Raw genomic sequence first — 21355 nt, forward strand, 5'->3', positions numbered from 1 at the left:
ATAGATTCCGCTGGCTATTTAGGGCGTTGACGATCAACAGGTAAAGGGCATAAAATGATCGCTACGGAATAAGGTTTTGTCCTATACTTTGCTGAGAAAATTACAATTCACGATTTTTTTACAAAAACGGATTGTCCGTTTATGGACAGAAAAAACGTAGATTTGTCAGCAATAGTCGGGTGATTATTCGGAATTTTATTCTCTGAAAAGTCGCTGATAGAGAATTTTCACTTTTTTTACGTTCAAAACCTAACTTTCAATTCAACCCCAATAGTACACAGTTCAATGAAAACACAATCAGCAACCCCCGCACCCGCCAAGGCAGCCGCACCAAAGAAGTCGTCAGGTGGTCTGAATCCCGTTCTAATCATCCCGATCCTGGCTATCGTCGCCTATGTGGCTTACAAGTTTGTCTTCGGTGACCCCAGCCACTTCCAGGGGGGGGATCCTGAGAAAAACCCGATCGACGGTGATTACTACGGCATCATCTACAAGGGTGGTCCTATCGTACCGATCCTGTTTACTTGTGCCCTGACCGTACTTGTGTTCTCCATTGAACGCTTTATTACTATCGGCCGCGCCAAAGGGTCAGGCTCGATCGACGCCTTTGTTCGGAAAGTGAAAGGCCTCCTCGACCGTAACGAAGTATCAGCCGCTATTGCTGAGTGCGACAAGCAGAAAGGTTCTGTAGGTAACGTAGTAAAAACTGCCCTGCTGAAATACCAGCAACTGAGCGGCGACGCTGCCCTGACGAAAGAGCAGAAACTGGTAGCTCTGCAAAAAGAAGTAGAAGAAGCTACGTCGCTCGAACTGCCTATGCTTGAGAAAAACCTGACGATCATCGCTACGCTGGCGTCGGTATCAACACTGGTAGCCCTGCTCGGTACGGTATTGGGTATGATTCGCGCCTTCGCCGCCATGGGTACTACGGGTCAGCCCGACACCGCCGCTCTGGCAACGGGTATCTCAGAAGCCCTTGTAAACACGGCCCTGGGTATCGGTACTGCCGCTATCGCGACGATCATGTACTCGTACTTCACTAGCCGTATCGATGAGTTGACCTACAACATCGACGAGATCGGTCTGAGCATCCAGCAGAACTTCTCGGCACACAATTAATTGGCTGTGCCCTGCGTTTTGCGTAGCAACCAACTTTTTAAACAAGCAACAAAATGCCCGCAGTAAAGCCCAAACGCGCCAGTTCGGCCGTGGATATGACGGCGATGTGCGACGTAGCGTTCCTGTTGCTGACGTTCTTCATCCTGACGGCCCAGTTTAAGGCTCAGGACGCCGCCAGCATCGAAACGCCTTCGTCAATCTCCGGCATCAAAGTGCCCGACAAAGACATCATGACCATCAGCCTGGACAAAGATGGCAAGGTGTACTTCGGGATCGACAATCAGGCGAAACGCCGCGAGATGCTCGAAAACGTAGCCTCGGCAAAAGGCATTAGCTTCACGGAGCTGGAAAAACAGAAATTTTCGCTGCTGCCCAACTTTGGGGTTCCGCTTGCGCAGATGAAGCAGTTTCTGGCACTTGAGCCTGAGAAGCGTAACCAGTTGAAACAGCCTGGCGTTCCTACCGACTCAACCGGTGCAGGTCCTGAAAACGAGTTGAAAGAATGGGTGTACAACTCCCGCAAAGCCAATAACGACTTGCGGATTGCCATCAAGGGTGATAATGTGGCCAAATTCCCGGCCTTCAAAAACATCCTGGCTACGTTGCAGGCTCAGAACATCAACAAGTTCAACCTCATTACCGGTACGGAGGCGCCTCCGGCTGGCTGGACAGCAGACTAACCAACCGATTCAGCGTTTAATCGTTTTCAGTTGTGGAAAAAAGCACCTCGCTGCATCTAACTGAAAACGATTAACACTGAATTACTGAAAACTCCCACAGAACATGGCAGCAATTGAAACCGGTGGTGGTGGTGGACACGAAAAAGGTGGGAAGGTACGCAGTAAGAAAGCATCAACCCGCATCGACATGACGCCGATGGTGGACTTAGGTTTTCTCCTGATTACCTTCTTCATTCTAGCCACCACACTGAGTAAGCCCTCGTCGATGACCCTCGACGTACCCGATAAAACGAAGACCAACGAAACCAACCCAATTAAGGCTTCGAAGGTAATGACTGCGTTTTTAGGCAAAGACAATCAGGTTCTGTACATCGTTGGTAAAGCTGCCAACGAAGACCCTGAAGTCAAAACGGTTGGTTACGGCTACGACCTCCGCAAAGTGATGCTCGAAGAGCAGGCCAAAATTGGCCCGGACTTCGTTATCGTCGTGAAGCCGACCAAAGAGTCAACCTACAAGAATCTGGTTGATATGATGGATGAGTTGAGTATCGCTAAAATTCGTCGTCGTGCCCTCGTGTATGACTTCACGCCCGACGAAAAGACGCTGCTCAAGGAAAAAGCAAAACTGGAAATCTAACCTATGGCTGAACTCGCAAAAGACGCAACACTCGATGATATCGTGTTTGCGAACCGCCATAAAGCGTATGGCGCGTATGACCTCCGGACTTCGTACCGGAAGTTTTCAACCCGTGCCTTGCTGATTGGCTCCGCGGTAGCTCTCCTGGGTATTTTCGCTCCGCGCATCATTGATGCCATTGCTCCCAAAGAGGCACCGGAGATGAACATGCAGGAAGTGGATTTGATGAAGCTGCCCCCGCCGCCCATCGATCCGAACGAACCACCACCACCACCGCCGCCACCTGTTGAGGTGCCGAAAGTGAACACGGTGCAGTTCCTTCCGCCCGAAGTAAAGCCTGACCAGGAAGTACCAGAAGAAACACCCCCTCCTGCTGTTGAAGAACTGAAGGAAGCAGTAGCTGCCGAAAAAACCCAGGAAGGTGACCCCAACGCTGAAGAAGTAATCGCCGCACCGGAAGAATCAGCCGGTCCGTCGAAAGCTGAAGTAGTCGTTGAAGCTCCTGCACCGAAAGAAGACGAAGTCTTCACGGTCGTAGAACAAAACCCTGAGTTCGTAGGCGGTCAAGCGGCTATGTATGCCTGGTTGGGCAAGAACATCAAGTACCCGGCAGCGGCTCAGCGGGCCAACATCTCGGGTAAAGTGTTTGTAAGCTTCACGGTAAACACAGACGGCTCGATCACAGATGCTCAAGTACTGAAAGGCCTTGGCTTCGGTACCGACGAAGAAGCAATTCGGGTAGTAAAGTCAATGCCGAAATGGAAACCTGGTAAGCAATCAGGTCGCGCTGTTCGGGTGAAATACAACCTGCCTATCAGCTTCCAGTTGGAGTAATGAGACGCACTGAGAATCGCATGGCTGAAACGCTTCGGTTAACTCTGTCCGTTTTGGCATCGATCGCATACTTGGGAGGAGGCATCGGACTGATTGCCTCCTCTCAGTCTTTTGGGATTGCGGTATTGGCAGGTCCGCTGCGCTATGTATTGGCTGCACTTATGTTGGTTTACGGGAGCTTTCGAGCCTACCGGGCCTGGCAGCAATACAGAGATAGTCAGTAGCATGGGTCATTGGTGAGTTGCCTACTGCGCTACCGACGATTGATCATGCTTATGGAAAACCGTTGTTCCGGCATCTACGTTATGTCGAAACAACGGTTTGTTTACGTTAACGACTACTATCTTGAAACGACTTATTGCTTTGCTAGGCGTATGCCTGAGCCTTGGAACGTACCTAGCCGGTTGCCAGGAAGAACATCCCGCCGATACACCCTCACAGGGTCGTATCACAGTCGTGGCGGATGAATCGTACCGCTTGCTGACTGAGGAAATTACCAAGACATATCAACTCCTGTATCCGCGAACAAAATTCGATCTGGTGTTTAAACCAGAGCGGGAGGCGATCAATCTAATGCTCAACGACAAGGCTCGTATATGTATCGTATCCCGGAAGTTGACGCCTAATGAACAGCAGGCTCTTGTTGAGCAAAAGATCAAAGGATCGAGCACCCGGATTGCCACGGATGGCGTAGCCCTTATTACGAGCAAAGCCAACACCGATACGTTAATGACGATGCGCGAACTGCGTGGTTTATTTACAAAGCAGCTGACCAAGTGGTCACAGCTCTCGGGCGGCAATCAACAGGGGCCGATCACGCTGGTTTTCGACAATGCCAATTCAAGTAACCTGGATTACGTATTGCAAACCTTTGGTGTCAAAGACATTACAGGGCTCCCGATTTATACAGTGCAGTCAAACAAACAGGTAATCGAGTATGTTCGTCAGCATGCAGGTGCTATCGGGTTTATCGGTGTAAACTGGATTAGCGATGGCGATACAGTGTTATCGGCAGAGCTATCGAAGGATATTCAGGTTGTCGGGATTTCTGAGAAAGAAAACCCACGTTCACGGGCTGATTATTTCCAGCCTTTTCAGCGCGCTTTGGGCTTAAAAGATTATCCACTCCGCCGCGATGTGTATATTCTGAGCCGTGAAGCCCACCCCGGTTTGGGCAGTGGCTTAACCAATTACCTGATCCGTGACGCTGGCAGCATCCTCATCGAGAAGTTGGGATTGTGGCCTGCTATACCGTATAATCGGGAAGTGTTCCTCAAATGAACAGTCATTTTTTTCTGTTTGGAGGCAATTTTTTAGTTTCGCGGCTTGTTCTCAAAATGACAACCTTCGTTTTTCACAACCTACGAATGCGAATGAACCTATCGAAAAAAACACTGCTGGCTACCCTCTTCGTGGGAGCCACAACGTTTGCCCCCGCCGTTGCACAAGATGTGCAGACGGCTCTGAAAGACCTCGAAGCCGAGCGCGTTCCGAAGGCCGAGCAAACGTTCAGGCAGTTGGTATCGAGTTCGCCCTCAGCAGAAAACCAGTTTTATCTGGGCTATTTCCTGCTTAAAACGGGCAAACCCGATGAAGCTAAAGCCGCCTTTGAAAAAGGGCTGGCAGCTGATCCTAAGAATCAACTGAATAATGTTGGTCTGGCTGGTGTGGCTCTGACCAAGAAAGACCTGAACACGGCTAAAGCAAAAACAGACGAGGCTATTGCTGCCACAAAAGGCAAAAATAGCGAGGTGCTGTTCCGGGCAGGTGAAATGTACACCCTGTTTGAAGGCGACAAAGGAGTCAATGATCCGGCTCGCGCCATCGAACTGCTCGAACGCGCTAAAACGCTCGACAAGAAGAATCAGAACGTAGAGATTCCGATGGCGATGGGCGATGCCTACACGCTGCGGAATGAAGGCGGCCCCGCCGTTAGCCGGTACGAAGAAGTAATCGATGGCACAATGGCAGCTCAGTCGAACAATACGACGAAAGCCGAAGCCAACGCCAAGATTGGTCAGCTGTACCTGCGTTCGAAGCAGTACAAACTGGCTCAGGAGTTCTTCGAGAAAGCCATCGCGGCCGATCCCGAGTTTGCGCCTACGTACCGCTCGTATGCTGATGCCCTGGTAGGCTCAAAAGCTTACAAGAAAGCGTCTAGCATTTACGATACGTATGTGACGAAGAGTGGTACGAAAGATCCTGAGCTGCTGCTCAACGTGGCGAAGTACTACTTCCTGGCAGGTGACCACATGAAGTCGCTTGATTATCTGTCTAAATTACAAGGTCAGGTAAACGACCCGATTATCGATCGTATGACCGGTTGGTCGAGCCTTGCGCTTGGTAAGAACGATGTGGCCGTTGCTTCGTTGAACAAGTTCATCACCGCTGCGCCTCAGAAAGTAATTTTCGACGATTACAAATACCTTGGCCGTGCTTACGCGCAGCTAGGGACGCCGGAAGGTGATTCGTTGAGCATTGTGAACCTGGAAAAGGCGGCTCCACTCGATACGACGGAGAACCTGTATAAAGAGATCGCCGACAAGTACTACGGCACGAAGCGTTATGACAAAGCCGTAAGCTATTTCGAGAAGGCAATCAGCGCAGAAGAGAAGCCGTCGACCAACGATTATCTGAAACTGGGTCTGGCCAACTATCAGCAAGGGTTTGCTGTAAGCAAAACGGTTGCTGATACCGCTCAACAGCGTGTTCTGCGTCGCGATTATTTCATGAAGGCTGATTCGGCTTTTGGTAAGCTGGCAGAGGTGGTTGAAAAAGACGGAAAAACGTACCCACTCGCGTACTATTACCGTGCTCAATCAAACTACTACGCTAATGGTCGCGATGCATCTTTGGCAAGCGGTGTTCCGGTTCCCCTGTATGAAAAGTTCATTGAGCAGGCACTGGCTGAACAGCAGAATCCCGAAACGGGCGCAACCAAGAAAGAGCAGAACCGTAAGTATCTGATCACGTCGTACAAGTATTTGATCTCGAATTCGATCGCCAAGAAAGACGACGCGAAAGCAAAAGAATATGCCAACAAAGTGCTTGAGTTGGATCCGGAAGATAAAGACGCTAAAGACTTCCTCGCAGGTCCGAAGTCAACGATAACGCCGGGTACGACGCCAGCAAAAGGCACGACGAAACCGGCTCCGAAAAAGGGGACGACTAAGCAGAGTTAATCTCAACTTTTGCGCTTACCTAATACAATGAGGCGCGGGCTAATTGGCCCGCGCCTTTTCTTTTGTAATTTTGCCCGCTGCTTTTTCAAAACACCGCTAACTCGCGTCTAAAATTCTCTATGCTTAATCTTGTACTGTTTGGCCCACCGGGTGCCGGAAAAGGCACGCAAAGCGAAAGCCTGATTAAAAAATACCATTTAGTCCACCTGTCGACTGGCGATTTATTGCGGTCTCAAATTGCAGCAGGAACGGCACTGGGCTTACAGGCTAAGACATTGATGGATCAGGGCATGCTGGTGCCTGATGAAGTAGTCATCGGCATGATCGAATCAAAACTTACAGAAAATGCGGCCGCCCCCGGCTTCATTTTCGACGGTTTTCCGCGCACGGTGAAACAGGCCGAAGCGTTGGACACCTTGCTGGCTCAGCATGGTACAAGCATTACCACTATGATTGCGCTGGTCGTTGACCGCGACGAACTAACGCGACGGCTCCTTATCCGGGGCATGTCGTCGGGGCGACCCGACGACCAGAATGAGACGATCATCGGTCAGCGTATTACCGAGTATAATGATAAAACAGCACCCGTTGCCGATTACTATCAGCAGCAGGGCAAATTCGCAGCCATTAGTGGCGTCGGCGGCATTGACGAAATCTTCGCCCTCATCTGTGAAAAGATTGAGCTGGCACAACTGAGTTAAGATCGCTCTCGGCGATCTACCGCCAATCCCCAGGCGGGACGCTACGGCTTGTGGCTTGTCGTCAATGGCGCTCGTATAAACAAATGGCGCCAGCCGCACACTATTGCGCTGCATACCACAACATACCTATGGCATCCTCCAACTTCATCGATTACGTAAAAATAAATTGCCGATCTGGCCACGGTGGCGCGGGTTCCATGCACTTCCGGCGGGAGAAGCACGTACCTAAAGGCGGCCCCGATGGCGGTGACGGGGGTCGGGGTGGCCATATCATCCTGCGCGCCAACACTCAGCTTTGGACCCTGCTACACCTGAAGTACAAAAAGCACATCAAAGCCGATTCTGGCGGAGGGGGCGAAGGTGGACGCCGTACCGGAGCCGAGGGTGAAGACGTCATCATCGAAGTACCGCTGGGCACTATCGCCCGCCACGCTGAAACCAATGAGGTGATGGCCGAACTCACCGAAGATGGACAGGAACTCATTTTGCTACCGGGTGGTCGAGGTGGGCTGGGCAATACCCATTTCAAATCAGCCACTCAGCAAACCCCGTATCACGCTCAGCCAGGCGAACCGGGACAAGAAGCCTGGATTATTCTCGAACTGAAACTACTGGCCGACGTGGGGCTAGTCGGCTTCCCCAACGCGGGTAAGTCGACACTCTTATCGGTTATGTCGGCCGCTCGCCCTGAGATTGCTGACTATCCCTTTACGACCCTCGTACCTAATCTGGGCGTGGTGGCCTACCGCGATTACAAATCGTTTGTCATGGCCGACATTCCAGGTATCATCGAAGGTGCTTCACAAGGCAAAGGGTTAGGATTGCGGTTTCTGCGCCATATTGAGCGCAACGCCGTGCTGCTTTTTCTCGTACCGGCTACCAGCGAAAACATTGCGGCCGACTACCAGGTGCTTGCCAATGAGTTGGAAGCTTACAACCCTGAGTTAGCGGATAAAACCCGGGTGTTGGCCGTTACTAAAACGGACTTAGTCGACGATGAAACCTTGGACCGTACAAAAAGTAACTTACCGACAAATGTGCCCACTGTGTTTATTTCGTCTGTTCAACAGCGGGGTCTGACGGACTTGAAGGATTTTCTTTGGAAAACGTTAACCCAAACAGTTGACCTGTAGGCCCTTGAGCCGATTCAGGAAAGTTGAACATGACCGCCACCCATTCGCCGTTAATAGGTAAGGTCTACCCGCTCTTTTTTTAAATTTTTCATGAAACAAATTGTATTGATTTGTGCAGTTGCTTTTAGTCTGCTGTCGGCTTTTCGTGCTGTTGCCCAACTGAGCATTTCTTTTCCAACAAGCCGAGCCGTTTACCAGCGTAATACAGCCAACAATGCAGCGATTTCTATTTCAGGTACGTATTCAACAGCCATTTCGCGTATAGAGGCACGGGTGATTGCCCGCGCAGCTGGGCAGGGCACCTCTACTGACTGGCAAACGATTGTCAATAATCCTCAAGGCGGTGTGTTTAGTGGGCAACTGACCGTACAGGGTGGCTGGTACGATCTGGATGTGCGCCTGATACGCAACGATCAGCAAATCGCGATCAATCGCGTTGAGCGGGTTGGCGTAGGCGAGGTCTTTGTTGTTGCTGGCCAGTCAAATGCCCAAGGATTCCGGGATGATGGCATCTCTGCTCAAGATGACCGGGTTAGCTGCGTCGATTATTTTTACCCGGCCTCCAATTACCCGGCTGATGCACCAATACCTAAGTTTGAACACCTCGATGCCCGAAGAAATATATCGCCCCGTGGCATTGGCTCGTGGTGTTGGGGCATGCTGGGCGATGTACTAAGTCGACGGCTGAACGTACCCGTTCTCTTCTTCAACACGGCTTTCTTCGGAACCTCGGTCCGTAACTGGGCCGAAACCGCTACTGGCGACCGGACGATGAGTGATTTCGATCCGGTTTTTTACGAGACAAAGCACCCCTATTTTCCTCTTCGACTGACCTTACAAAACTACGGTAGCTTGCTGGGCATTCGTGCCATTCTGTGGTTACAAGGGGAGACAGATAACCAATTCAACACCACTTCGGGCCAGTACGTTGAGCGCCTTCAAACGGTTATCCGGCAAACCCGCACAGATTATGGGCGAAATGTAGCCTGGATGGTGGCGCGCACCTCGTATGACGATCGGTTTGGTGTTGATAACAACATAATAAGTGCACAGAACCAAGTGATAGCCAGTGGCAACAACGTATACGCTGGCCCCAATACGGATAATATTCAGATACCCCGATCAAGAGCGCCACTATACGATGTCGTGCATTTTGATAACGCAGGGTTGAGCGAGGTAGCGGCCGCCTGGAGTGCCAGCATGACCGACACCTTCTTTGCCAATTCGGATCCCAGCACGGGCATCCCTGCTCCTACTGTTGCTGTGAGCTGCCCTGGCGGCAACGCCGTAACCTATCGCGTTACTAACTATAGCAATGTATCATGGGACTCGGGCGAAAATGGCACTACCGTGACTAAACCTACGGGTAGTACGATTCGGGCTAAAGTGCGCGACAGTCAGGGAAATGTAACGTATACGCCCGCTATTACCATTAGCAACGCGCCTACCATTCAGGCCGTTGGTGAAACGGCTCTATGCGAGGGTGGTTCCCTTACGCTCAGCAGCAGCTTTGGCGAAGCCAACGTATGGAGCAACGGCCAGACCACCCAACGCATCACGGTTAATACAGGCGGCGATTACTCGGTTCGTTACAACGATGTAAGTGGCTGCACATTCACCTCAAACACGATTCGGGTGAATGTAAACCCGCTTCCTGCCCGACCGACGATTACCGCCGACAGATCGACAACGATCTGTCAGGGAGAAAGCGTTGCTCTATCTTCTACTTCATCAAACCGCTACAACTGGAGCAACGGCCAGGGTGATCAGCGAATCAACGTTACGCAGGCGGGTAGCTATTCGCTCACGGTTACTGACCAAAATGGCTGTACGTCGCCGGCATCAGCGGCGGTTGTGGTTACCGTTAATCCAGTGCCATCAACGCCCCAACTCGCCGCCAGTGGCCGTACGACCTTCTGCGCCAACGAATCGGTTACGCTCACATCGACCGAAGGCCTCGCCTACGTGTGGAGCAGTGGCCAGAATACCCGGAGCATCAACACAAACCAGTCAGGTACGTATACGGTACGTACCCGCAATGAGTTTAACTGTAATTCAGCTCCGTCGAACGCCATCAACGTAACGGCGTTCCCCTTGCCCGCTCAGCCAACCATTACCAACGAACGACCTACTACGTTCTGCCAGGGTGAAAGTACCGTGCTAATCAGCAGCGGCGCTTTCCGATACAACTGGAGCAACGGACAGGGCGATCAGCGCATTACCGTCAGCCAGAGCGGTAGCTTTTCGCTCACGGTTACCGACCAGAATGGGTGTACGTCGCCAGCGTCAGCCGTTGTTGCCGTCGTTGCCAACCCGCTGCCTACAACACCGATACTCACCGCCAGCAGCCGTACTACGTTCTGCGCTAATGAGTCGATTACGCTCACCTCAACCGAAGATGCAGGCTATAACTGGAGTAGTGGCCAGAATAGCCGGAGCATCAACGTCAATCAGACGGGTATCTACAGCGTACGTACCCGAAACCAGTTCAACTGCGTATCGGCTCCGTCGAATAGCGTCAACGTGTTGGTCAATTCATTGCCAGCGCCGCCCATTATCTCAGCCCGTGGATCGCTCACGTTTTGCGAAGGCGGGCAGTTGCTGCTCCAGACAGATTCACAGTTAAGGGCGCTCTGGTCAACCGGCGATTCCACCCAAACGCTTACAGTACGCGAAACAGGCGCGTATACAGCCCGGGTACGTGATGGCAACGGCTGCCTCTCGCCCAATAGTAACGTACTAACCGCCCGAGCGTTGGCACGGCCTCAACCCCCAACGCTACAGCAAATAGGTACGTACCTGCTGGAGGCATCTGGCGCTCCTCAAAACGAGCGCTATTTCTGGCGGCGCAACTCAGATTCCCTCGCGGTTACGGGTTCGCTGTTGCGGGTCAATCAGTCGGGGCAGTACAGCGTTCGGACGCAAATCACGTACAGCCCTGCTTACGTCTGCTTGTCGTTGCCGTCGACCGTTGTGAACTATGACCTGCCCACCAACAATCAGGACGTCAGTATCTACCCCAACCCGAGCCCGGATGGTATTTTCCTGATCGAAACATTGGCCGATCTGAGCAACGCTTCGGTGACGGTTTACACACTGACCGGTCAATTGGTATACCGAAGCACGGAAACCACCCTGAACGACCGTAGGCAACTACAGTTGTTACGCCTGGCACCCGGTCCCTACATTCTGAAACTGGATGCCGACGGCGTGCACGTTTCGAAGCGCATCCTGATCGGAAACCAGTAGTAATAAACTAATTACCTTTTCGTTTAAAGTTGAGACGTGCCAAGTGTTTACTTTGTACGTCTTTTCTTTTTAAACACTCCCCTGTGTCTTGACTTTAAGGAGTGTATACTGAACAGATTTCTATGTATCGACTTTTATACGGCTTTTTATTAGGATTGACAGTCGCATCAGCAACTGCTCAAACTGTTCCTACCGGCCTGTCAGTCACGTACCCATCCAGTCGGGCTGTTTTTCAGCGTGAAAATGACAACACCAGCACAATTTATCTATCAGGTACGTACTTCCAACCCGTCGACAGCATTCAGGCGCGACTGGTTGTTGAAGTAAACGGGCAGGGACTCAACACAAACTGGACCACGATCCGTCGGAACCCACAAAGTGGCGTATTTCAGGGGGCTATCAATGGCACGGGCGGCTGGTATCGGCTGGAAGTGCAGGGTTTTCAGGGCGGACGAGTCATCGCCCAGGATGTTGTGCGGAAAGTAGGCATTGGCGAAGTGTTTATCATCACCGGCCAATCAAACGCACAGGGATTTCTGGAATATTCATCGGTGGGCGCCAGTGACGACCGGGTCAACTGCGTTAGCTACGACAACCGCGAAGCGCACTCGCTGGCCGACCCGCCCGCTCCGACGTTCGAGCAGTTAAGTGCTCAAAGCATTATTGGCCCCCGTGGGTATGGGGCCTGGTGCTGGGGGCGACTCGGCGATTTGCTGGCTCAACAATATAACATCCCGATTCTCTTCATCAACACGGCCTGGGGCGGCTCGACCATTCAGAACTGGATAGAGAGTTTTGATGATGGCTTTACCAAGAGCGTGTATTTCGACGGGTTTTTTCCGAAGGGAATGCCCTACGCCAACCTGCGCATCGCATTGCGGTATTACGCCTCATTGCAGGGGTTACGTGCCATTCTTTGGCATCAGGGCGAGAGCGACAATCTGCAAAACTCCAACACCGTGCGGGCAACCTACAAACGGCAGATGGAGCAACTGGTGGCGAAAACGCGCACCGATACGCAGCGTTACCCAGCCTGGATGCTGGCCCGCGCCTCGCGCAACAGCGATCCAGACCCTACTTGCTTTGCGCAGTGCAATGGTAACGTAGATTGTATAAACCGCTGCCCACGGATTTTCCGGACGAACGATCAGGTTACGGGTGGGCAAACCGACGTGATCAACACGTTCAGCAATAACGTCTATGCAGGCCCTTTCACCGACCCGATTCAGCCCAACCGCGTTGATGGGGTGCACTTCCAGGGCGATGGGCTGATTCAGCTTGCCAATGCCTGGTATCAGAGCATGAGCCCAACGTTTTTTGCGGCGGCGCTCCCACTGCTTCCCCAACCGCAGCCGACCGTAACGGTTGAGTGCGTCAATAACAACAGTGTTACCCTGCGGCTACCCGCCACCGGCTTCCAGAGTTATCTCTGGTCCAACGGACAGACGGGCCCGACGATCACTGTCAGCCAGCCAGGGCAGTATCAAGCCAAACTGAAAAACGCCATAGGGAATACCTTCCTGTCGCCAACGGTCAATGTTCAGTTGCCAATCCAGCCCGCTACACCTACCATTTCGCTGGCCCGGAACGGCACAGCTGTTGCCGATAACCAACAACAAATCTGTGCCGATTCGGTGCTTACACTGGTGGCCAACGTGGGTACCCAATCGTCGGCCCAATGGAGCAACGGTATCAACAACACGGTATTACGAGTTGCCAATGCCGGGCAATACAATGTGCAGGCCGTCAACACATATGGTTGCCGATCGAACGCCTCATCGGCTATCAGCCTGACCGTGCGGCCGCGCCTGGCCACGCCTACCATCGAGCAGGTTAGTATCCGCTCAATCCAGGCGACACTACCTGGTTTCCCGAATAATGAGCAGTTTGACTGGCGGCGCGGATCGGTCTTTCTGAATAATCAGAATGGACCCGTAGCCAAAGCGCTTATCAGTGGTACCTACACGGCTCGGGCCAAAGCCTTGTTTACGCTGCCCAACGGCAACGCGCTTACCTGCTATTCCGGCTTTTCCAATGAAGTGCTGTTCACCTCCTCAGAGTCGGCACAGATCGTCAGCATATACCCCAACCCGAGTGTCAATGGCTATATTGCCGTCGAGACCATCGAGGATCTTCAGAACGCAGACCTGACGATTCAGTCGATCACAGGGCAGGTCCTGTATTCAGAGAAGATCCCGTCGTTCAATGCCCGGCGTCTGATCCCGGTTGCCAACTTCGCCTCGGGTCAATACATCGTGCGGGTACGTTCCGAAGGGTTCGACGTGGCCCGGCGCGTATTTATCACCCGGTAAGCGTGTTGGTTTTCTCGTTAACTTGCAACAGTTTTCTGCATCGACTTTCGCTATGAACGCCGTTTCGTATTTACCCTCCGATTACGTCCCTCTCTTTATCCAGCTGGGTTTGGCTCTGGGCTTTATTGTCGTGACCATGCTGGTTACACACAGCATTGGCCCTAAGCGCCACAGCCAGAAGAAAGACGATCCTTTTGAGTGTGGTATTCCCACTGTGGGCGATGCCCGCGCCCCGATCTCGGTCAAGTACTTCCTGATCGCGATCCTGTTTGTGTTGTTCGACGTAGAGGTCATTTTCCTGTACCCCTGGGCCGTCAACTTTCTGAAGCTGGGTACAGCCGGGTTCATTCAGATGATCCTCTTCATGGGTTTGCTGCTGGCAGGCTTCTATTATGTGCTCCGCAAGGGCGTTTTAAAGTGGGAATAAAAAGAAGTCTTCAGTTTAGGAGTTTCCGGTCTACAAGTTTGTTATACTGAAGACTTACAACTGAAACTGAAACCTGATTTTCGAATGGCATCTGAAATAAAGATGGTAGACGCCCCGGCAGGCCACGAAGGTGCCGGATTCTTTGCTACCTCCTTGGATAAAGTAGTGGGTATGGCGCGTGCCAATTCACTTTGGCCTCTGCCTTTTGCGACCTCCTGCTGCGGCATCGAATTTATGGCCACGATGGGCTCGCATTACGACTTCGCCCGGTTTGGCTCTGAACGCCCCAGCTTTTCGCCCCGCCAGGCCGACCTGCTGATGGTGATGGGCACAATCGCCAAAAAAATGGCTCCGATTGTGAAGCAGGTTTACCTCCAGATGGCCGAACCCCGGTGGGTAATCGCCATGGGTGCCTGCGCCAGCAGTGGTGGCATTTTCGATACCTATAGTGTCTTGCAGGGTATCGACCGCATCATCCCTGTCGACGTATACATTCCGGGTTGCCCACCGCGCCCCGAGCAGGTGATCGAAGGCCTGATGCAGATTCAGGAGCTGGCGCGTAACGAATCGACCCGACGCCGCAACACGGAAGAGTATCAGTTGCTGCTCAATTCGTACGGAATTCAATAAGTAAGGCGTAAGCGCGTAGCTAAGCCTGGCTTGTGACGCGCCTACCCAATCGATCATTCACTCATCTCTTTTCATGAGTAATCAAGAAGTCGCCGAGGCCCTCATCCGTCAGTTTGGCGAAGCTGTTTCTGAGTTTGACGAACCGTTCGGTCTGCTGACCCTGACGGTCAGTCGCGAGCAGCTGTTGCCGCTGATGACGTACCTGAAAGAACACAAGCAATATCAGATCAACTTCCTGACCGATATCACGGGTATTCATTATCCCGATGATGCCGGGCGGGAGTTCTGTGTTGTGTACCACGCCCATAGTCTGGTGAATAACTTCCGGATTCGGGCGAAGGTGTTTTTGCAAAAAGACGACCTGCACGTACCCAGCATGACGTTGCTCTACGCCTCAGCCAACTGGATGGAGCGGGAAACCTTCGACTTCTTCGGTATTCTCTTCGATGGTCACCCGAACCTGACGCGCATCCTGAACATGGAAGAGATGGATTATTTCCCGATGCGGAAAGAATACCCACTGGAAGACGGCACCCGCGAAGACAAAATCGACGCGTTGTTTGGACGATGACTTAAAGCGTGGAAGAGTAAACGAGTGAATGAGTGACAGCCCGGCGCTCCGGTTGCTTCGCTCAGGTACGTTAATCGACCGATCGCTCCCTCACTCTTTCGCATTCACTCTTGAGATATGGTTACTGAAGACCTAAGTATAGATGCAGTTGGGGCACGCAACACCCCAGCCACGCCCGAAGGCCCAATTCAGTACGTCAACGAACTGACGACGCTGAACCTTGGCCCAACGCACCCGGCCACGCACGGTATCTTCCAGAACATTCTGCAAATGGATGGCGAGAAGATCGTGTCGGGTGAGCAAACGGTGGGTTACATCCACCGCGCCTTCGAGAAAATTGCCGAACGGCGGCCATTCTACCAGATCACGACTCTCACCGACCGGATGAACTACTGTTCATCGCCCATCAACAACCTGGGTTGGATGATGACCGTCGAGAAGTTACTGGGTGTGCAGGTGCCCAAGCGGGCCGAGTATATCCGCGTGATCATGATGGAATTGGCCCGCATTGCCGATCACCTCATTTGCAACGGTATCCTAGGCGTAGATACGGGCGCTTTTACGGGCTTCCTTTACCTGTTTGAAGAGCGGGAAAATATCTACGAAATCTACGAGGAAATGTGCGGTGCCCGCCTTACCACCAACATGGGCCGGATCGGCGGCATGGAGCGTGACCTGTCGGCAGAAGCCATCCGCAAGATCCGGAAGTTCCTGAAAGACTTCCCGCCGGTGATGAAGGAATTTGAACGCCTCTTCAACCGCAACCGGATTTTCATGGACCGCATAGTCGACGTAGGGCCAATCTCGGCCGAACGGGCACTGAGTTATGGCTTCACGGGCCCTAACCTGCGGGCCGCCGGCGTCGATTACGACGTACGGGTCATGAACCCTTACTCGTCGTACGAAGACTTCCAGTTTGATATTCCCGTTGGCGAAAGTGGCGATACCTATGACCGCTTCATGGTGCGGAACGAGGAAATCTGGCAAAGCCTGCGGATCATTGAGCAGGCCATGGATAAACTGCCCGACGGTCCCTACTACGCCGACTCCCCTGAATACTACCTGCCTCCTAAGCAGGAAGTGTACAAGAACATGGAAGCCCTCATTTATCACTTCAAGATCGTGATGGGTGAGATCGACGCGCCGGTGGGTGAAATTTACCACGCCGTTGAGGGGGGTAATGGTGAATTAGGTTTTTACCTGATCAGTGATGGTGGCCGGGCTCCCTACCGCCTGCATTTCCGCCGTCCCTGCTTCATTTACTACCAGGCATTCCCGGAAATGTGTAAAGGCACCACCCTCTCAGACGCCATCGTGATTATGAGTAGCCTCAACGTAATTGCCGGTGAGCTAGACGCCTAATGGCTAACGAAGCCTGCAAGTATTTCATAATCTTGCCGGTTTGACGCCTAACTACGCTATGACTACAGAAGCTAACACGCCCGTTGCGTTCACGTCTGAACGGCTGGCAAAAGCAAATGAAATTATTGCTCGCTATCCGGCGGGTAAACAGAAGTCGGCTCTCTTACCCCTGTTGCATTTGTTGCAGGAACAGGAAGGCTGGACTAGCCCCGAAGGCATGGATTATGTGGCGGGGCTACTTCAGATTCAGCCAATTGAAGTCTACGAAGTGGCCTCGTTTTACACGATGTATCACCTCGAACCGGTTGGCAAGCACGTCATTGAATATTGCCGCACGGGCCCTTGCTGCCTCATGGGTGGCGAAGAGGTGTATGCGCACCTGAAGCAACGCTTGGGCATCGAGGCAGGCCAAACCACGTCTGACGGTTTGTTTACCGTTAAAGAAGTGGAGTGTTTGGCGGCCTGCGGCATGGGGCCGGTTTTTCAGATTCGTGAGCAGTACTACATGCATCTGACCAATGAGCGTGTAGATGAAATCATTGCAGAACTATCGAAATAACCTTTCGTTATGGGCAGGAAAATATTAACCGAACACATCAACGTACCCGGCATCGAGACGTTCGATGTGTACCGCAAACAAGGCGGCTACACGGCCGTTGAGAAAGCGCTGAAAACCATGACCCCAGAGGCCGTGGTGGAAGAAGTGAAGAAGGCAGGCGTACGCGGCCGGGGCGGTGCAGGCTTCCCGATGGGCATGAAGTGGAGCTTTCTGGCAAAGCCCGAAGGAGTTCCCCGTTATCTCGTCTGTAACGCCGATGAGTCGGAGCCAGGTACGTTCAAAGACCACTACCTGATGAAGAACATCCCTCACCTGCTCATCGAAGGGATGATTATCTCATCATTTGCGCTGGGGGCCAACACCTCGTTCATCTACGTGCGTGGTGAGTTGATGTACGTCATCAACATTCTGGAAAAAGCCATTGCCGAAGCCAAAGCAGCGGGTTTCCTGGGTAAAAACATCCTGGGCAGCGGCTACGATCTGGAACTAGTTGTGCAGCCGGGCGGCGGTGCTTACATCTGCGGTGAAGAAACGGCACTACTCGAATCGCTGGAAGGAAAGCGTGGCAACCCACGTAACAAACCCCCGTTCCCAGCGGTAAAAGGGCTATACCAATGCCCCACGGTAGTCAACAACGTAGAGTCGATTGCGACCACTTCTTGGATTGTCAATAACGGTGGCGACGCCTATGCGGCAATCGGCATTGGCCGCAGCACAGGAACCAAGCTCATTTCGGCATCGGGCCATATCAAAAAGCCGGGTGTTTACGAGATTGAGCTGGGTGTACCGGTCGAAGAGTTTATTTATTCCGACGAATGGTGTGGCGGTATCCGCGAAGGGCACCAACTGAAAGCGCTCGTGGCTGGTGGCTCCTCAGTACCCATCCTGCCCGCCAATCTGGCCCTGAAACTGGCCAACGGCGAACCCCGCCTGATGAGCTACGAATCGCTCTCGGAAGGTGGTTTCCAGACGGGTACCATGCTCGGATCGGGTGGTTTCATTGTGTTCGACGAAACGTCATGCATCGTACGGAACACCTGGAATTTCTCGCGGTTTTACCATCATGAGTCCTGCGGTCAGTGTAGTCCCTGCCGCGAAGGCACCGGCTGGATGGAGAAAGTCCTCCATCGGATTGAACATGGTCACGGCTCCATGTATGACATCGACTTGCTTGTCGATGTAGCTAAGAAAATTGAAGGCAATACGATTTGCCCATTAGGCGATGCCGCTGCCTGGCCCGTTGCCAGCGCGATCCGGCATTTCCGCGATGAATTCGAGTGGCACATCACCAACCCGTTCGAAGCAACCCAGCCGGGTGCTGTGTTCCGGGGCGATATGGTGCTGGCTTGATGTAACCGTCATTCTTCTTATAATACAAAAGGCAATCTATACAGGTTGCCTTTTGTATTATGGCGTGATAGAGTTGACCATCACGGCCAAACAATCAGATCTAAAGGCTTGATGGCCGGAAAAAGCTAACTTGCACCCTGATTTTTTTAAGACAAAAATGAAGCGTACTAAGGTAGGCGATATAATCGGGCTGTTGTTGGTGATATTAAGTGGTGTAGTCTTGACCTACGGCATCACGCACCGGCTTGATCTGGTTGCTACCGACGACGATGTTTATTTCGACAACGGATTACGCGCCATTTACCAGCACGAGGCACTGCCCGTTCAGATGGCGCCGCTGTTCAGCCTCTGGTACCTACTGATCGACGCCTTTTACAAAAACAGCATCGATACCCAGTATGTCAGTTGGGCGTTGCTATCCGTATTACCAGGTATACTCTTTTATTTTTTGCTGCGAAGCCTGCGCGTCGGGGTTATACCGAGCGTAGCGCTGTCGGTGCTATTCCTGTATTCTCCCCTCAACTTTCCGCAGGATCAGAAAGTGTCGCCCTTTACCATGCTCTGGCTGATGGGAGGCCTGATCGCCAGCAATTACCAGAAAAACCCCGTTTATAAACTGGCCGCCGCCGCCGCTGGTGCTCTGCTCGCAACCTACGCCCGTCCCGAGTTCTTCCTGTCCTTTCTGATACTTTGTGCCCTAGCCCTGGGCTGGTATGTCTGGCAACGGCGCACACAATCCCGAAAGAGCCAGCCAACCAGTCCATTGCCTTACCCGCTTTTAGGCCTGATGGGTATTGCCTTACTCTTGGTGATCGCCTTTGGTTCGCCGCTGTCGGGTAAGCGAAGCATCATCGCTTTTTCGCAGCACTTCGCTATGAACTATGCGGTTTGGCACCCCGAGATCAATCTGTCGCCCTGGATGCACCCACAGGTGTTTATCCGGGAGGGGTTTGGCCGCGATGTTACGTCAATCAGCGATGCTTTCTTTCAGAATCCGGCTATGTTTATGCGCCACATCTGGACCAACGTGGTTGCGTTGTTTGTACATACCGAGCACTTTGTTCGAGAAATGCTGCTGACGCCCTGGCTCGCGCGACTGGCTTTTCCAGGCCGACGGTATCTGCTACTTGCCATGTTGGTGGCCGTCATCGGGCTGGCCGACTGGCCCAAAACAGGCCGCAAGCTGCTCGACGGTTTCCGCCACGATGGCTGGTACTGGCTGTGTGTAGCTGTAATTCTTTTGCCGACGTTTATCTCGTGCATTCTGCTGCTGCCCCGCGATCATTACGTCGTTTTCCAGATGATTATTTACGTAAGTCTGGCGGGGGTACTGCTTCGCGCTTACACCCTTCGGTCAATACCGCAGTTGTCACCGGCTATAGGTTATGGCACGGCGCTGGTGCTATTAGGGCTATTTTTGTGGCCGCATTGGCAACTCAGCCAACAAACCAAACCAACTCCCACGGCCGATGTGCTGCGTACGCTGGAGAAACTGCCCGTTGGCCGCCCTGTGACCATGACAGGCAATCTGTCTCTAATGTATCGGATCTATCTGGGGCCCGACTGGAAATTTGTGCACATGGATCGCTACCGGCCAACCGACGTGCAGGCATTTATCGCGCAGAACGCCATCAATTGCATTCATATACAGCCCGACGTCATCAGTCGGTATGCCAAAGACCCCTTCTTTGCCAGCCTGATCGCTAATCCAGCGGCGGCGGGTTATACCAAATACGCAATCAACAACGTACCTGACCAATACGTGCTGGTGCAGGAACCAACCGTTTCCATCGCTCATCCCCCCTCTGTTCGCTAACGTGCTTTTTTACAAGAATAACTTCGCCATCATTACGCCCATGGCGAACGAAGAAAACGAGTTTGCCGAATTCACAGCTACGTTGGCTACCGAGCTGGACAAACTGCAATGTGGCCGGGTCTACATGGTTATCGACAACGTAACCAAAGACAACACCCTTAGCCTGGCCCGGGCATTGTCGGCGCGCGACGATCGGTTCGTGACGATCTGGGCTCCCGAAAACCGCAGCATCGTCGATGCGTACCTGCGCGGCTACCGCGAAGCCCTGAAAAACGGTCACGACATCATCATCGAGATGGACGCGGGCCTGTCGCACGACCCGCGGGCGATCCCGATGTTCCTACGCGTGCTCAACGAGGGGAACGAATGTGCGTTTGGCAGCCGGTTTATCAACGGCGGATCGATTTACAAGTCGAATTTCAAGCGGACGTTCCTGTCTAAAATCGGGACGATCATGTCGAACACCTTGCTGGGTAGCACCATGCACGACATGACCTCGGGCTATCAGGGCTTTCATGCCAATGTCGTTGCCGAATTTCTGGCGTATCCGCTTAAATCAACCGCTCACTTCTACCAGACCGAACTGCGCTATTTGCTGCGGAAAAAGCGATTTGCCGAAATTCCCATCCATTACCGGGCACCGTCGCCCAGCGTCTCGGAGAAAGCCATAAAAAACTCACTCTCAACACTCTGGTATTATTTTAAACTTCGGCTTAGCGGCAAACCTGCCCTGATCGAATAGCCATAGGGCCGAAGCTCCAGCTTTGGCCGACGCAATTTTCTGTCGTTTCGT

Annotated in this window: 18 protein-coding genes; all 18 read left to right on the plus strand. The window is 52.6% G+C overall.

The window, feature by feature from the left end:
• Window positions 1-285 precede the first annotated feature (285 nt).
• The 18 genes from ACAW74_RS08205 (at window position 286) to ACAW74_RS08290 (ending at window position 21304) form a co-directional block, all read left to right on the plus strand.
• On the plus strand, window positions 286-1119 hold the full coding sequence (locus tag ACAW74_RS08205; protein ID WP_370697704.1) for a MotA/TolQ/ExbB proton channel family protein: 834 nt from the start codon (window positions 286-288) through the stop codon (window positions 1117-1119).
• A gap of 53 nt (window positions 1120-1172) precedes the next feature.
• Complete coding sequence (locus ACAW74_RS08210; RefSeq protein ID WP_015329897.1) at window positions 1173-1799, plus strand: ExbD/TolR family protein; 627 nt, start codon at window positions 1173-1175, stop codon at window positions 1797-1799.
• Between the two features lie 103 nt (window positions 1800-1902).
• Window positions 1903-2436 carry an ExbD/TolR family protein gene (locus ACAW74_RS08215; protein ID WP_370697705.1) on the plus strand — a complete coding sequence of 178 codons (534 nt, stop codon included), beginning with the start codon at window positions 1903-1905 and terminating at the stop codon, window positions 2434-2436.
• Between the two features lie 3 nt (window positions 2437-2439).
• Entirely contained in the window at window positions 2440-3270 is an 831-nt protein-coding gene (locus tag ACAW74_RS08220) for an energy transducer TonB (RefSeq protein ID WP_370697706.1), read from the plus strand.
• 345 nt (window positions 3271-3615) lie between these two features.
• A complete protein-coding gene (locus ACAW74_RS08225) occupies window positions 3616-4551 on the plus strand; it encodes a PstS family phosphate ABC transporter substrate-binding protein (RefSeq protein ID WP_370697707.1) in 936 nt (311 codons plus the stop codon).
• Between the two features lie 92 nt (window positions 4552-4643).
• The gene (locus ACAW74_RS08230; RefSeq protein WP_370697708.1) at window positions 4644-6452 is read left to right on the plus strand and encodes a tetratricopeptide repeat protein; all 1809 of its coding nucleotides are present in this window, start codon (window positions 4644-4646) and stop codon (window positions 6450-6452) included.
• A 119-nt stretch (window positions 6453-6571) separates the two neighbouring features.
• Entirely contained in the window at window positions 6572-7153 is a 582-nt protein-coding gene (locus tag ACAW74_RS08235) for an adenylate kinase (RefSeq protein ID WP_370697709.1), read from the plus strand.
• Between the two features lie 128 nt (window positions 7154-7281).
• Complete coding sequence (obgE, locus tag ACAW74_RS08240; RefSeq protein ID WP_370697710.1) at window positions 7282-8286, plus strand: GTPase ObgE; 1005 nt, start codon at window positions 7282-7284, stop codon at window positions 8284-8286.
• Window positions 8287-8376: 90 nt separating this feature from the next.
• Complete coding sequence (locus tag ACAW74_RS08245; protein WP_370697711.1) at window positions 8377-11535, plus strand: T9SS type A sorting domain-containing protein; 3159 nt, start codon at window positions 8377-8379, stop codon at window positions 11533-11535.
• 122 nt (window positions 11536-11657) lie between these two features.
• A complete protein-coding gene (locus ACAW74_RS08250) occupies window positions 11658-13847 on the plus strand; it encodes a sialate O-acetylesterase (protein ID WP_370697712.1) in 2190 nt (729 codons plus the stop codon).
• A 52-nt stretch (window positions 13848-13899) separates the two neighbouring features.
• Window positions 13900-14274, plus strand: coding sequence for an NADH-quinone oxidoreductase subunit A (locus ACAW74_RS08255; protein ID WP_015329888.1), 375 nt, complete (start codon window positions 13900-13902; stop codon window positions 14272-14274).
• 84 nt (window positions 14275-14358) lie between these two features.
• Window positions 14359-14904, plus strand: coding sequence for an NADH-quinone oxidoreductase subunit B (locus ACAW74_RS08260; protein ID WP_370697713.1), 546 nt, complete (start codon window positions 14359-14361; stop codon window positions 14902-14904).
• 73 nt (window positions 14905-14977) lie between these two features.
• Window positions 14978-15475, plus strand: a complete 498-nt coding sequence (locus ACAW74_RS08265) for an NADH-quinone oxidoreductase subunit C (protein ID WP_370697714.1) — start codon at window positions 14978-14980, stop codon at window positions 15473-15475.
• Window positions 15476-15592: 117 nt separating this feature from the next.
• The gene (locus ACAW74_RS08270) at window positions 15593-16837 is read left to right on the plus strand and encodes an NADH-quinone oxidoreductase subunit D (protein WP_370697715.1); all 1245 of its coding nucleotides are present in this window, start codon (window positions 15593-15595) and stop codon (window positions 16835-16837) included.
• A 58-nt stretch (window positions 16838-16895) separates the two neighbouring features.
• Complete coding sequence (locus ACAW74_RS08275) at window positions 16896-17396, plus strand: NADH-quinone oxidoreductase subunit NuoE family protein (RefSeq protein ID WP_370697716.1); 501 nt, start codon at window positions 16896-16898, stop codon at window positions 17394-17396.
• 9 nt (window positions 17397-17405) lie between these two features.
• Window positions 17406-18746 (plus strand): NADH-quinone oxidoreductase subunit NuoF, encoded by a 1341-nt coding sequence (nuoF, locus tag ACAW74_RS08280; protein WP_370697717.1) that lies wholly within the window; start codon window positions 17406-17408, stop codon window positions 18744-18746.
• A 157-nt stretch (window positions 18747-18903) separates the two neighbouring features.
• Window positions 18904-20562, plus strand: coding sequence for a hypothetical protein (locus ACAW74_RS08285; protein WP_370697718.1), 1659 nt, complete (start codon window positions 18904-18906; stop codon window positions 20560-20562).
• Between the two features lie 40 nt (window positions 20563-20602).
• Complete coding sequence (locus ACAW74_RS08290) at window positions 20603-21304, plus strand: glycosyltransferase (protein WP_015329881.1); 702 nt, start codon at window positions 20603-20605, stop codon at window positions 21302-21304.
• Window positions 21305-21355 lie beyond the last annotated feature (51 nt).

The organism is Fibrella musci (assembly GCF_041321105.1).
GTDB classification, from domain to species: Bacteria; Bacteroidota; Bacteroidia; order Cytophagales; family Spirosomataceae; genus Fibrella; species Fibrella musci.